The sequence below is a fragment of the Nakamurella sp. UYEF19 genome (genome assembly GCF_040546275.1).
Lineage (GTDB): Bacteria > Actinomycetota > Actinomycetes > Mycobacteriales > Nakamurellaceae > Nakamurella.
The window spans coordinates 122,656-136,275 of sequence record NZ_JBEPNO010000006.1; the positions used below are offsets into that span (position 1 = coordinate 122,656).

Genomic DNA, 13,620 nt, shown 5'->3' on the forward strand with positions numbered 1-13,620 from the left:
TCCCCAACGATCACTCCGCTTCCTCTGAGCTTCCTCTCAATCGCGCGCACGCCGCGCCAGATCGGTTTGTCGACCGCCCCGCCCGGGCATCGTTGGCCGACAGGTTCGATCGGGGTCGCTCGAACCGGTGGTTGAAATGCCCTTGACGGCAAACGGATCCGTCGGACGGATCCCCTGGACAACGCCGACGGCCTTCAGCCTGACGAAACCTTCAATCAGAGGAGCACAACCATGTCCGCGAGCACCACGACGAAGACCGACCTCGCTCCACCCACCGGGACCAGGAGCGTGCTGTTCAACGTGCTGATGGGCCTGACGGCGCTTGCCGTGCTGCTCCAGGCCCTCTGGGCCGGGATCTTCCTGCAGCACGACGGCGAACGTGACGCCGCTTCCAGCTGGATCGATGTGCATGCCAAGGGCGGTGAGGTCGCGATCGCCCTCGCGCTCATCGCGACGGTCGTCGCCATCGTCAAGTTGCGTTCCCGCAAGGACATCTGGATCGCCAGCGCTGTCCTGACCGTGCTGCTGGTCGCCGAGGCCTACATCGGTGGCTTGATCGTCGACCAGAGCAAGGACAACCTCACGGCGGTCCACGTCCCACTGGGGATGGCCATGATGGCGTTGGTCGTGTGGATCCCGCTCCGGGTGCACAAGGCAGCTACCGCCTAACCCAGAAGTGGTTCTAGAGCAGCCAGTTTCGCAGTCTGCGGTGTCGTCCAGTCGTCCTGGACGATACCGCCGGTCTGACCGCTGTCGGGATTGAAGGACCAGTAGGCGAAGCCGATGCCGGACGTCTTCAGGTACGACACCATGGCGGTGAGCCACTGCTTGTCCGATGTCGTCTCCAACTGGGTACCGAATTCACCCAGGAGTACCGGAGCCGTCCCCCTCTTCTGGATGAATCCGAAATTGCGGTCCCACACTCCGGGCATGTTGGCCGGATAGTTCGCCGCGCTGAACCACGGATGACTGTTGACCGAACTCGGATAGTCGTGGGCGGAATAGACGAGCTGGTGCGGGATCTTCAGCGTAAGCGGGTGTGCAGCCACGTCCTCCAGCGCACCGCCCCACTGGGCAAAGGTGCCCTTGGCCGTCTGCTCCACCCCCTCGACGATGATGAGTAGATGCTGGTCAACCGCGCCGATCGCATCGCCGGCCCTGGTCGCGGCAGCGGCCCAATCCCGGGACGCCACCTTGCATCCCCAGCAGGCACTGCCATGCGGCTCGTTCTGGAGGTCGGCTCCGATGACGGCCGGCTCTGCGGCGTAGCGCCTGGCCAGCATGACCCAGTCCGCGATCCAGGTCTTCTCCGGATACGCGGCGGTGTACCAGAGTTCGGACTGTGCCGCAGAATCGGGACGATGTCGGTCGAGGATCACGCGTAGCCCGTTCGCCCTGGCGGAAGCCACGAATGAGTCCATCAACTGCAGCGGGGTCTTCCCCACCAGTCCGGGGTTCTTGGTTGCGTCGATCCCACCCGAGGGAGTGGTCTTCTCCAGGCATTCGCTGGAGAACGGGAAGCGGACGGCATTGAATCCGAACTTCGCGATCTGCGCCATTCCGCTGTCCAGGTTGATCTGGTAGAGCCCATCCGGAGCGCATCTCGTGGTCTCGAGGCCGAACCAGTTCACCGCCTTGATGGCGAACGGCCTGTCGGTCGCGTCCAGAATGGCCCCACCGGCAGTATGGAGGCGCGACACCGGCGGCCCCGGCGGGATCCTCGACGAACTGGGTGTCCCGCTCCTACCTGACGTACCGGACGTCGGCGACGAAGCAGCAGCCCCACCGGACGAAGGCGACGGACTGACCGACGCCGTCGAGGACGCACTGCTGCAGCTTGTGACCGCCAGGAAGAATGCCAGGCCACATCCGACCCAGGCGGCCAGAAATCGATAAACGGGTCGCGACGACGCTGATGTGGACACGGAATGACGTTAACAACTATTGGCCAGGTGATTGTGCGCTACGAGCCACATGACCGGGTGAATCCGGCCCATAAATGGTCACTCTGTGCGATGACCGGACCGTTCCGGACTCGATCGGCTCACTATCAGGTCGACGGGCGCCGGGCAGGACCATCGCCGAAGACCCCGACCTCCCCCCGAAAGGCGGCACCGGTCCGGGTGAACGCCGAATCAGAATCTCTCCGGGTGCCAGTAGACGTTCTCGGCCGCCCCGTAGAGGATTCCGTCGACCGCTTCGATCCCCTGCTGGAAGCTGTAGTCCTGGTTGCAGGATTCGTACCGCCAGCCCCCGAAGCGACCGCGCGATCTGATCCCGGCGGACAGCAGGCGATCGTCGATCCGGTGGAGCAGATCGTCGCGTCCGAGGGTGGGCACCGGATAGCCCCTGGGGACGACCCGGATCCAGGTGGAGACCAGGGTCGCCGGGTCCGCACCGAGTTCGACCATGGACGCGATGCAACTGGCCACCGCGTCCTCCTGCTCGATCGAACGGAAGTCGCTGCGACCGACCTCGCAGAGCACCGACCAGCGACCGGGCCCGGCATTCTGCTGGTCGTAGTGGCTGAGCATCGTCGCGCGATGCCAGGCGACATCCCGGTCCGGGCAGTACAACCAGGATTTGCCCAGCAGCGCGGCCGGTGTCGGCCCGTCGAATCCCAGACCGATCACCAGGCTCTGGTTGCTACGGAATTCCGGAGCCAGCCGCGCCAGATCCGGCTCGTCGACGGCGCCGAGGAGGGTGGTCAGCGACATGCTCGAGACGCAGTCGGTGAAGCCGATCTGCTCCCCTGTGTCCAACCGTGCGACCCTGGTCCCGAGGTCGATGTCCACCACTGTCGATCCGTACCGGATGCGGTCCTGGTCCAAGCCGGCGGCGATGGCGTCCCAGAGCCTTCCGGTCCCGCCGGCCGGATAGGGAAACGTCACGGGCGCAGGGGATTCTGTTGATTCACGCACCCGGATCGACGGGACGTTCCTGGCTGCGGAGCCATTGCGCAACGAGGTCCACTCGTGGTCGATCAGTTCGAGCGGTGTCGCCCACATCTTCTCGGTGAACGGCTTGAAGAAGCGACCGTAGAGATCGGCGCCAAGGTGGTTGCGGTAGAAGTCTGCGAGGTTGTCGGCCGGGCCGTCGGGCTCGAGATCGGTGGGCAGCACCTCGACCTGGTGCTGCACAGGAGTCGGCATCAACTCGTGATGCATCCAGACCCACCCGTTCCGCACCGGGGCCAACAGTTGAACACCGGATTCGGCGATCGCCTTGTCGAAGTCCTCGAAATGACTGTGCAGGACATGGCCGCCCAGGTCCCAGGTGAAGCCGTGCTCGTCGGTGACCGACGACGCCATTCCGCCCGGGCCCGTCTCCGCCTCGACGAGCAACCAGTCCGCCCTCTCCTGCTGCAGACGGACGGCGGCACCGATTCCGGTGGGTCCTGCCCCGATCACGAGGACGCCGACCTCCCGGGCCACCCCGGACCGGGCCACCCCGGACCCAGTGGCCACCCCGGACCCAGTAGCCACCCCGGACCCATTGGCCACCACGACACTTTCCTCCCGACCGACAACAGACCGCGACATGCAGCGCCTCCGAGAGAACTGGTATGCGAGGTGATCTCCACCGCATGTGCCCCAGGAACACCCCTGGGGAACAAGCGAAACCTGCACGACATCGTGCCAGCTTGCCGAGCGTATATCGAGCCTCGATCAGGCGAAGTCTCTATCGCCGGATCACCATCCACAGGTTCCGTCCGAGGCTTTCCCGAGCGTCGAACCTCACTCCCGGTAAGCGTCGTGGACCCGTTGGGGAAGAACCGGACGCAAGGGGGTGACCGAGCCAGCGAATAGCACAAGGTAGTCAGATCCTCACGTAGCGTAGATAGCGCAACGACTCGTCTGCCCCGGTCCGACACTTCCTGCGGATCAACCCCGGACAACCTCGGCGCAGACGACATCGGAGCAGACACGACGGAAGCAGCCATCGCTGCGCACCAGGAGGAGGTAGCGCGATGACTCGGCTCTTCGGCATCAGGGTACTGATCGTCGTCACCGTGGCCCTCGGCATCGACTACGTCGTCTGGCGTTGGTTGTTCTCGGTGAACTGGTCGGCGTGGTGGATCGCCGTTCCTCTCGTCGTCGTCGAGACCTACAGCCTGATCGATTGCATGCTGTTCGGTCTGACCATGTGGAAATTCAAGGAACGACCGGAGCCCGGCCCACCACTGCCGGATGTCACCGTCGACGTCTTCATCACCACCTACAACGAGCCCATCGACCTCGTGATGGGAACGGCCCTGGCCGCCAAGGCCATCCACTACCCCCACCGGACCTGGGTTCTCGACGACGGAGCCCGGCCGGAGATGCGTACGGCCGCCGAGGCGGACGGCATCGGATACATCACCAGGTCCGACGAATGGGTCGGACATTCCCGCCATGCGAAGGCCGGCAACCTGAACAACGCGCTGGGCGCGACGGATGGCGAGTTCATCCTCATCCTCGACGCCGACCAGGTGCCGAAGCCGACCATTCTCGATCGCACGCTCGCCTACTTCGCCGACCCGACGGTCGCTCTCGTGCAGACGCAGCAGTTCTTCATCAACGTTCCCGAGCAGGATCCGCTGGGCAGTCAGGCGCCATTGTTCTACGGCCCGATCCAGCAGGGGAAGGATGGTTGGAACGCCGCCTTCTTCTGCGGTTCCAATGCCGTGCTGCGCCGCGAGGCCATGATGCAGATGGGCGTCCGCGGCTACGTCAAGGAGGTCGAGGGTTCGATCCGCAAGGCGCTCAGGGCCGCCGACCAGGTCCTCACCAAGGCCAGGAAGCGGCGCGGGTTGACGCCAGGCGAGGCGACCGCCATCGACCGGGTGTCGTACGCCGTGGTTTTCGCCAACGGGCAGCTTTCCCGCGGCGAACTGCTCGCCGAGATCACCTTCGACTTCCAGGTCGCCGTCGACGACGCCACCCGCGAGGTGGTGTCGGCGGACCTGGCGGAGTTGGAGGCGGATCTGGCCGAGATCGACCGCCTGTCCGGGAGTTCCGGGCGGCACCGCGCACTGCTGGTCGATGATGCCGAGGTGGAGGCCCTGGCCCGCCGGGACTGGTCGCCGCTGGGCGCTCTGGAGTCGGTCAGGGCGTTGGTGAAGACGATCGACGTCGACCGCTTCGACGAGGCACAGCCGGTGATGCCGATGGCCACGATCTCGGTCACCGAGGACATGGCCACCGCGATGCGGTTGCACTCTCACGGCTGGAAGACGGTCTACCACCACGAGTCCCTCGCCGACGGGCTGGCCCCGGAGGATCTGTCCACCATGCTCACCCAGCGACTTCGCTGGGCGCAGGGCACCATGCAGGTGATGATGCGCGAGAACCCGCTGGTGCAGAAGGGTCTCAGCATTCCGCAGAAGCTCATGTACTTCGCCACCATGTGGAGCTACCTGTCCGGCTTCGCGGCCCTGGTCTACATCGCCGCACCGATCCTGTACCTGTGCTTCGGTGTACTGCCGGTCCACGCCTTCAGCATCGACTTCTTCATCCGGCTGATCCCGTTCCTGGTGTGCAACCAGTTGCTGTTCGTCGTGATCGCGAGGGGGATCCGCACCTGGCGGGGCATGCAGTACAGCCTCGCCCTGTTCCCGGTGTGGATCAAGGCGTTCACCACCGCCTTCGGGAACGTCTTCTTCGGCAAGAGCCTCGGGTTCGCCGTCACCCCCAAGACCAAGCAGGAGTGGTCGCCGCAGTGGGCCCTCATCCGCCCGCAGCTCATCGCGATGGTCCTGCTGTTCATCTCCTGCATCGTCGGTGCCGTCCGGATGTTCACCGGCCACGCCGCCGTAAGCAGCACGCTGATCAACATCGCGTGGGTCGGGTTCGACCTGCTCCTGCTCGGCGCTGTCATCACCGCCGCGAGGTACCGCGGTTTCGTAGCCCACGAACCGAGCGAGAAAGGTGTGTCCGTCTGATGATTTTCGACGTCGAGTATCCGCAGGAAGGTGCGGCGGTGATCACCGCCAACGGCCGGCTGAACATGGTGGCGGCCCCGCGGTTGCGGGAGCTGATCTCCACCACGGTCAAGGACAAGGGTTGCACCAGGGTCGTGGTCGACCTGGCCGACACCGAGTTCATCGATTCGTCGGGGCTCGGCGCACTGATCGCCGGGCTGAAGACCGCCCGGACCGCTGGCGGCGACCTGCGCATCGCGCGCCCCCAGGAACAGATCACCACGGTGCTGGAGCTGACGAACATGCATCGTGTGCTTCGTTCCTACCCCAGTGTGGCCGAAAGCCTCGGATGACCGGGACGCCGGTGATCGAGCGGACGCTGCGGCACTGCGTCCGGCCGGCCGATCTCGATCGCATCCATCAGCTGCTCTCGGACCTGTGGTCGGACGAGGTCGCGGTGGACGGCCAGGACCGCATCGGGTTCGAGCTCGCCGTGATCGAGGTGGCCGGCAACATCGCCGAGCACAGTCTCCAGTCGCCCGCCTTCGAGTGCGATCTGGTGGTCCGGATCCAACCCGATCAGCTGGAGGCCGAGTTCAACGACACCGGTGAACCCCTGGAGATCGATCTCGAAGCGACCGAGATGCCGGATGAGATGGCAGAGAACGGGAGAGGTCTTGCCATCGCGAAGATGGCAGTCGACGAGCTGAGCTACCGACGCAACGGCGCCGTCAACACCTGGCGCATCCGTCGCAAGCGACGGGTTCCGGAACCGGCTCCCAGCGTGGCCAATGCCCGCCGGACCAGGGCGACAGGATGGAACGCACCGGCGACACCGGGCATCGTGCTGGTCGTCGAGGACGACGCCGACCTCGGCGGGTTCATGCGGGCCGCTCTCGAGCGCAAGGTGGACCGACCCGTCCGCCTCGCCGAGAATGCACTGCTCGCACTGCAGATCCTGTCGGTGGAAGCCGTCGACGTGGTGATCACCGACATCCAGATGCCGGGGATGACGGGTCTGGAGATGGTCAGCCGGATCAGGCAGTCCCACCCGGCGCTCCCCATCGTCATGATGACGGCACACGCCAGCGTCGACTACGCGATCGCGGCCCTGCGGCACCAGGTCGACGAGTTCCTGGTCAAACCGATCTCGGCGGCCACCCTGGTCCCGAAGGTCAAAGAACTGGCGGCCAGGGGCGCCGCGGCCAGGCAGACCGCCCGTGCGCTGGCCAACGTCGACCCGTCGACCTCGGCCGAGGCGGAGGTGATGCGCGTCGAACGCGAGATGCTGCAGGATCTCTCGGACGCCATGGGGCAGCGGGAGAGTCTGTCCCAGCAGCTCGAACGAGCGGCCCAGGTGCAGCGGGACCTGTTGCCCCGCAGCGCTCCCCTTCTCGCCGGCTGGGATCTCGCCGGCACCTGCGTCCCGTCGTTCGCCATCGGCGGGGACTTCTTCGACTGGTACTCGACCGACGACGCAGTCGAGTTCACCGTCGCTGACGTGATGGGCAAGGGCATCCCGGCCGCGTTGGTCACCGCCACCGTCAGGGCCGTCATCCGGGGGGTGGACCGGAGTGCCGGCCCGGCCGCCTCCCTCCGATCGGCCGCGCTGTCGCTCGCCGAGGATCTCTCCGAGACCGGCACCTTCGTGACCATGTTCCTGGGCCGGCTCGACGGGACCACCGGGGAACTGCGCTACGCCGACGCCGGTCACGGTCTCAGCCTGCACGTGCGTGCGGACGGTCGGTTCAGCCAGTTGGTCGGCAAGGACCTTCCGCTCGGGATCGAGACGGGGATCGAATCCGGTGACGCCGACACTCCGACCTGGGCCGAGAACGTCCTCACGCTGGCCCCCGGCGACACGGTCGTGTCCTTCAGCGACGGCCTGTTCGACCTGCTCGGCGGCGACAAGCAGGCGATTGTCGAGGTGGCGGCCATCGTGTCGTCCGCTGCCGACTGCGCCGCCATCATCCAGCGGGTGGTGGAGCTCGCCGGCCAGACCACGCTGATCGACGACGTCACCGTCGTGGCTGTGCGCCGTGACTACGAGGAGATCTCATGACGACACCGTTCCACGTCCTGGTGGTCGAGGACGATCCCGATGTCGCCGAGTTCGTCAAACTCGTCCTGGTGAAGCGCGCCGGCATGCAGGTCGATGTGGCCGGCAACGCCGACAAGGCTTTCAACCTGTTGCAGGAGAACGAGTTCGACGCGATGATCACGGACATCGAGATGCCGGGCGCATCGGGGCTCGACCTGATCGCACGAATCCGCGGACTCCGACCACTGCTGCCCATCGTGGTGATGACCGCTCACGCGTCCGTCGACTACGCGATCACCGCGCTCCGCCATGCCGCCGACGAGTTCCTGACGAAACCGATCGCCGCGGCGCACCTCGTGGAGCGGATGACGGCGCTCGCGCAGCGGGGACGCACCGACCGCCTCTCCGCGGCCGGTCAGGTGGTGCTGGCCATCGGCGCCCATCCGGACGACGTCGAGATCGGTGTCGGCGGACTGCTTGCCGCGCACCAGGCCGGCGGCGACTCGATCGTGATCCTGACCATGTCGCGCGGCGATCGCGGCGGCGACCCCAACGATCGGCAGCACGAATCGCTGGCCTCGGCGGACCTGCTCGGTGCGCGGCTGTTCCTGGAGGACCTCGTCGACACCAGGATCGAGCCGGCCGACCCCACCGTGTCCATCATCGAGCGGGTGGTCGCCGAGGTCTCACCGACCATCGTCTACACCCACTCCTCGCACGACCGTCACCAGGATCACCGGGCGGTCCACCAGGCGACCACGGTCGCGACCCGGCGGGTCCCGACCGTCGCGTGCTACCAGAGTCCCTCCGCAACAGTCGATTTCCACCCGAACCGGTTCGTCCCGATCGACGGCTTCACCGAGGCGAAGATCCAGCTGCTGGCCTGCTTCGCATCGCAGAGCGACGTCAGGGCGTACCTGGAAACGGATTTCGTCCTGGCCACCGCGCGGTACTGGTCCCGTTTCGGCGGCGGCCGGAGCTGCGAACCCCTCGAGGTCATCCGGGACACGTCCGTGATCGGCAAGGCCTGGACCCCGTCGAGGCGAGTGCCCGCTCACAGCCCCGGCCAGGCCCCGCAGTGACCACACGCGTGCTGATCGTCGACGACGAGCCGGACCAGCTGGGCCTTCTCACCACCTACTTCACCCGCGCCGGATGCACCGTTCTGGCGGTGTCGAGCGCCGAGCAGGCGCTCTCCCTGCCGCTCGAGATGCATCTGGATCTGATGGTTCTCGATCTGCTGCTCCCCCGGATCAACGGGTGGGAGTTGACCGCCCATCTGCGCGAGCGCTACCCGGGCTGCCCGGTGGCGATCACCTCCATCCTGGACGTCGAGCACTATCCGCAGCAGGCCGAGGCCAGGCTGCCGAAGCCCGTGACCAAGGCTCAGGTCCGAGACCTGTTGGCAGAGAACGTGCCCGGCTGGGTTTCACGATGAGCACCGTCAACGGATCCGTGGGGGACGACATGGAAGTACCCGGGCCGGTCGTGGTCATCGCCGACGATGATCCGGACATCCGCCGGCTGGTCGAGGTCGCGGTCACCCGCGCCGGTGCAGTGGTCGGGGCCAACGTCGCCGACGGCGCCGAGGCCTGGAAGGCGATCAGTCGGCTGCATCCCGCGATGGCCATCCTGGACGTCTCGATGCCCGAGAAGACCGGCCTGGAAGTCTGCCGCCTGGTGCGCGCCGACACCTCCCTCACCGAGATCAAGCTCATCCTGCTGTCGGCCGCCGTGCACCCGGAAGCCATCGCGGCCGGCCGGGCCGCCGGCGCCGATCTCTACAGCCAGAAGCCCTTCCGGCTGCGAATCCTGCAGGACGAGATCCGCGGTCTGCTCAGCATCGGAGTGACGACATCATGAGCGGCGCAGGTATTCTCGGCCGTCCGGCCCCGGTCTCCGTTGCCCGGCCCCGGACCCAGGGCCTGATAGGCCATCTGCACCGTTTCGCTCTCGACCCCAACTCCGTCCTCGAGCGCCAGCTGTCCCTGGCCGTCGTGTATGCACTCTCGCTGCTGGTACTGGCGGTACCGGAGATCGGCCGGCCGAGGTTCTGGCCACTGGTGGCCAGCATCGCGCTCATCGTCGCGGCCACCGCCGCGGCCTTCGTGGTGCGGCGGCCGACCGTGCACTGGCGTCTGGCTCTGGTGGTTCCACTGGTCGACATCCTCGCGGTGGGTTTCCTGCGCGCCGGCACCGGTGGCCCCACCTCGGTGCTGTCGATCCTGATCGTCCTGCCGGTGATCTCGCTCGGCGTCGAACCCGGGCGCCTCCCCTTGCTGCTCGGTGGGATCGTCACCATCGTCTCCCAGTTGCTGCCGCTGGCCTTCGATCCGAACGTCTACGACGACGGGCAGTGGATCAGGGTGGTCTACACCCCCCTCGTGCTGGGCGTGACCTGTCTGTTCGTCAGCGAGATGACCAGACGCCTCCGCTCCCGCGTCCGCGCGATCGAACGGCTGCGCACGGACCAGGAGACGCTGCTGTCGGCGGCGCAGGATCACGCCGACGCCAGTGGTGCCGCCTCGGCCCTGCTACGCGAATCGGCCAACCAGTTGACCGGCATCATCGATGCGGTCACCGAACAGGCCATCGTCGCCACCGACCCGACCGGACGGGTGGACATGTTCAACGCCGGGGCCCAGAAGATGCTGAAGATCGCGGCCCACGACGTGGTCGGGCATCCATTGATCCAGCTGGCGATGTTCGAGCCACCGGAGGCGACGCGGGCGGCCTCCGGTCACCCCCCGCCCGAAGACGCCGCCCTGCCCATGATGTCGCGCGAGGACCGGTTCGCACTGCTGGTGGCCGGTGTGCGCCCCGGGCACCCCCAGGTCCGCGACCACACCTTCCTTCCGGCCGGCCGGCCGGCCATGCAGATCCAGGTCGCGGTCACGGCGCGCTGCGACGCGCGAGGGCAGATCGACGGGTTCCTCTTCGTCGGCACCGATGTCACCGTCGACCGCGAGCAGGCCCGGATGAAGGACGAGTTCGTCAACCTCATCTCCCACGAGCTGCGCACCCCGCTGAGCTCCATTCTCGGCTACCTGGAATTGATCGCCGACGACGAGGAGAACCCGTTGTCGGAGGAGCAGTTGCAGTACCTGGCCACCGTCGACCGGAACGCGAACCGCCTGCTGCGACTGGTGTCCGACCTGCTCTTCACCGCTCAGGTGGAGTCGGGGCGGTTCCACATCAGCAAGGAACCGGTCGAGCTGCAGTCCCTCCTCGACGGGGCGCTGGAGACGGCCCGCCCCGGCGCCAGCACCCGCGGGGTGACCCTCAAGATGTCGATCCCCGACCAGTCCGTGACGGTCTGGGGCGATCCGGTGCGGCTCGGTCAGGCGATCGACAACCTGATCTCCAACGCGGTGAAATTCACTCCGGCCGGCGGACGGGTGATCATCACCCTGGGCACCGACGACGACCCGGAGCCGCGGGCGCTGATCGGGATCACCGACACCGGCATGGGAATTCCGCCGGACGAGGTCGATCGCCTGTTCTCCCGCTTCTTCCGGGCCTCGACGGCCACGGCCAACGCCGTCCCCGGAGTTGGTCTCGGCCTGACCATCACCAAGGCGATCGCCAACGCCCACGGTGGCCAGATCCGGGTGGCCAGTACGGTCGGGGAAGGCACCATGTTCGTGCTGGACCTGCCCCGCGAGCTGTCCCCCCAGGAGTCCGACGCGCTGGTCGCCTGACCCCGCGGGCCCGGCCGAGAACAGCGCACGGCTGGAAAGCCGACGCCGGACAGGGTTGACTGGTGTCCCGGTCCCGAGCCGGTCCACTGCTGGACCATCATCGGCGCGGGCTGACACCCAGGAGAGCAGGACGCACCACATGTCGCCGAGAGACGCAGGAGCCGGCCGACCCTCGGCGAGGGGCGGTGAGGTGATCGTCGTCGGAGGCGGTCACAACGGCCTGGTCGCCGCGATCCTGGCGGCCCAGGCCGGCCGCTCCGTCACGCTGCTGGAGCAGTCGGAGCACCTCGGCGGGGCCAGCATCGGCAGTCGCGTGTTCGACGGACATCCGGTGCGTCTGAGTCGGTATTCCTATCTGGTCTCGCTGATGCCCCAGGAACTGATCGATCGTCTCGGCATCACCCTGACCCTGGCCTCCCGCACCGTTTCCTCGTACACGCCGGTGCTGCGCGGTGGACGCCCATCCGGCCTGCTGGTAGAACGCAATCCCGGCGAGGCGACGGCCGAATCCTTCCGCAGCCTGACGGGCTCGGATGCCGAATACGTTGCCTGGCAGGAGTTCTACGGTGAACTCTCCCGTGTCGCTGAGGTCTTGGCGCCGGCCCTGTCCGGACCGATGCTGCGGCGCCGCGAGGTACAGGACGCCGTCATCGGTGCGGCCGGCAAGCAGGTGTGGAGCGACGTGTTCGAGGCGCCGATCGGGGAGGCGATCACCCGTCGATTCGCCGACGACACCGTCCGCGGTGTGGTCGCCACCGATGCGCTGATCGGCACCCACACCTCGCTGTTCGACGAATCGATGCTGGCAAACCGCTGCTTCCTCTACCACCTCGTCGGACGTGGCACCGGTGAGTGGCTGGTGCCGGTCGGCGGCATGGGCGCCCTGGCCGATGCCCTCACCGCCAAGGCCCTGGAACTCGATGTCCACATCCGCACCGGCGCGCAGGTGACCGAGGTGGTCGAGGACGCATCGAGGGTGCGGGTGGCCACCGCGGACGGTCTGGACTACGCCGGCGACGTCCTGCTGGCGGCGGTGGCGCCGGCGGTCGTCGAGGGTTGGTTGGGGCGGCCGGTGCACAAGCCGGTCGGCGCCCAGATGAAGATCAACATGCTGTTGAACCGGTTGCCGCGCCTGCGATCCGGCGTCGATCCCGCCGTGGTCTTCGGCGGGACGGCCCATCTCGAGGAGGGCTTCGAACAGCTGGAGAACGCCTACCGGGATTCGGCTGCGGGCCGGATTCCGGACCCAATGCCGGGCGAGGTCTACTGCCATTCGCTGACCGACCCCTCGATTCTGAACGGACACCCCGGGGCCACCCTGACGCTCTTCGGACTGCACGCTCCCGACGCCCTGTTCACCTCGGATCCGATCGGCTCCCGGCAGCGCGCCGCCGATGCCGCGCTCGCTGCCCTGCAGATGCACCTGGCCGAACCCCTGGAGGACTGCCTGGCCAAGGACATGGCCGGGCGGCCGTGCCTTGACATCGCCTCACCGCTCGATGTCGAGCAGTCGGTCAACATGCCGGGCGGCAACATCTTCCACGGCGACCTGAGTTGGCCGTGGTTGTCCGACGACGTCGATCCGACCACTGCCGAGCGGTTCGGCACCCAGATCCAGGGGTGCACCCGCATCCTGCTGGCCGGAGCGGGAACCGTTCGTGGGGGCGGCGTCTCGGGTCTGGGCGGCGCGGCCGCCGTCGATACCCTGCTGGCCGGACCATGACCTCTGCCGCGCAGTAGGACCCGGGCGATCACCCCTGCCGGACCACGAGATCGAGTTCACCGCAGTGGCTTCCCGGTTCAGCGTGGGCATGTCCTCGAGCCCCTCCTCGACCTCCTGCGCAGCCCCCACGCCGGCACCGCGCGCATGGCCGCCGTTCTCATGCTCGGGAGGTCGGTGACGATGCGTGCCTGGCCGCGTCCGACGTCCGGCGTCCGGCGTCCGGCGTCCGGCGTCCGGCGTCCGGCGTTGACAG

General features: G+C 67.1%; 12 protein-coding genes. 10 read left to right on the top strand and 2 right to left on the bottom strand.

Annotation, left to right across the window (positions count from 1 at the left end):
• The first annotated feature begins 231 nt into the window (after positions 1-231).
• Entirely contained in the window at positions 232-669 is a 438-nt protein-coding gene (locus ABIB25_RS11395; RefSeq protein WP_354528564.1) for a hypothetical protein, read from the top strand.
• On the opposite strand, the gene ABIB25_RS11400 is transcribed toward ABIB25_RS11395, so the two are convergent.
• On the bottom strand, positions 666-1,631 hold the full coding sequence (locus ABIB25_RS11400; RefSeq protein WP_354528565.1) for a glycoside hydrolase family 5 protein: 966 nt from the start codon (positions 1,629-1,631) through the stop codon (positions 666-668). The genes ABIB25_RS11395 and ABIB25_RS11400 overlap by 4 nt on opposite strands.
• A 7-nt stretch (positions 1,632-1,638) precedes the next feature.
• On the opposite strand from ABIB25_RS11400, the gene ABIB25_RS11405 reads away from it, so the two are divergent.
• A complete protein-coding gene (locus ABIB25_RS11405; protein WP_354528566.1) occupies positions 1,639-1,896 on the top strand; it encodes a hypothetical protein in 258 nt (85 codons plus the stop codon).
• 239 nt (positions 1,897-2,135) lie between these two features.
• Here ABIB25_RS11405 and ABIB25_RS11410 read toward each other — a convergent pair whose 3' ends face one another.
• On the bottom strand, positions 2,136-3,542 hold the full coding sequence (locus ABIB25_RS11410) for a protoporphyrinogen/coproporphyrinogen oxidase (protein ID WP_354528567.1): 1,407 nt from the start codon (positions 3,540-3,542) through the stop codon (positions 2,136-2,138).
• Between the two features lie 428 nt (positions 3,543-3,970).
• Here ABIB25_RS11410 and ABIB25_RS11415 point away from each other — a divergent pair, with 428 nt between their 5' ends.
• The 8 genes from ABIB25_RS11415 to ABIB25_RS11450 all read left to right on the top strand — a co-directional run bounded on the left by ABIB25_RS11415 (position 3,971) and on the right by ABIB25_RS11450 (position 13,367).
• On the top strand, positions 3,971-5,923 hold the full coding sequence (locus tag ABIB25_RS11415; RefSeq protein WP_354528568.1) for a glycosyltransferase family 2 protein: 1,953 nt from the start codon (positions 3,971-3,973) through the stop codon (positions 5,921-5,923).
• Positions 5,920-6,255 (top strand): STAS domain-containing protein, encoded by a 336-nt coding sequence (locus tag ABIB25_RS11420; RefSeq protein WP_502919800.1) that lies wholly within the window; start codon positions 5,920-5,922, stop codon positions 6,253-6,255. Before ABIB25_RS11415 ends, ABIB25_RS11420 begins: the two co-directional genes overlap by 4 nt.
• Entirely contained in the window at positions 6,252-7,964 is a 1,713-nt protein-coding gene (locus ABIB25_RS11425) for a SpoIIE family protein phosphatase (RefSeq protein ID WP_354528570.1), read from the top strand. The genes ABIB25_RS11420 and ABIB25_RS11425 overlap by 4 nt, the downstream gene beginning before the upstream one ends.
• Positions 7,961-9,025, top strand: a complete 1,065-nt coding sequence (locus ABIB25_RS11430; protein WP_354528571.1) for a response regulator — start codon at positions 7,961-7,963, stop codon at positions 9,023-9,025. Before ABIB25_RS11425 ends, ABIB25_RS11430 begins: the two co-directional genes overlap by 4 nt.
• Positions 9,022-9,381 (top strand): response regulator, encoded by a 360-nt coding sequence (locus tag ABIB25_RS11435; RefSeq protein WP_354528572.1) that lies wholly within the window; start codon positions 9,022-9,024, stop codon positions 9,379-9,381. The genes ABIB25_RS11430 and ABIB25_RS11435 overlap by 4 nt, the downstream gene beginning before the upstream one ends.
• The gene (locus tag ABIB25_RS11440) at positions 9,378-9,806 is read left to right on the top strand and encodes a response regulator (RefSeq protein ID WP_354528573.1); all 429 of its coding nucleotides are present in this window, start codon (positions 9,378-9,380) and stop codon (positions 9,804-9,806) included. Before ABIB25_RS11435 ends, ABIB25_RS11440 begins: the two co-directional genes overlap by 4 nt.
• A complete protein-coding gene (locus ABIB25_RS11445; RefSeq protein ID WP_354528574.1) occupies positions 9,803-11,644 on the top strand; it encodes an ATP-binding protein in 1,842 nt (613 codons plus the stop codon). Before ABIB25_RS11440 ends, ABIB25_RS11445 begins: the two co-directional genes overlap by 4 nt.
• 139 nt (positions 11,645-11,783) lie before the next feature.
• On the top strand, positions 11,784-13,367 hold the full coding sequence (locus ABIB25_RS11450; protein ID WP_354528575.1) for a phytoene desaturase family protein: 1,584 nt from the start codon (positions 11,784-11,786) through the stop codon (positions 13,365-13,367).
• The last annotated feature ends 253 nt before the right edge of the window (positions 13,368-13,620 follow it).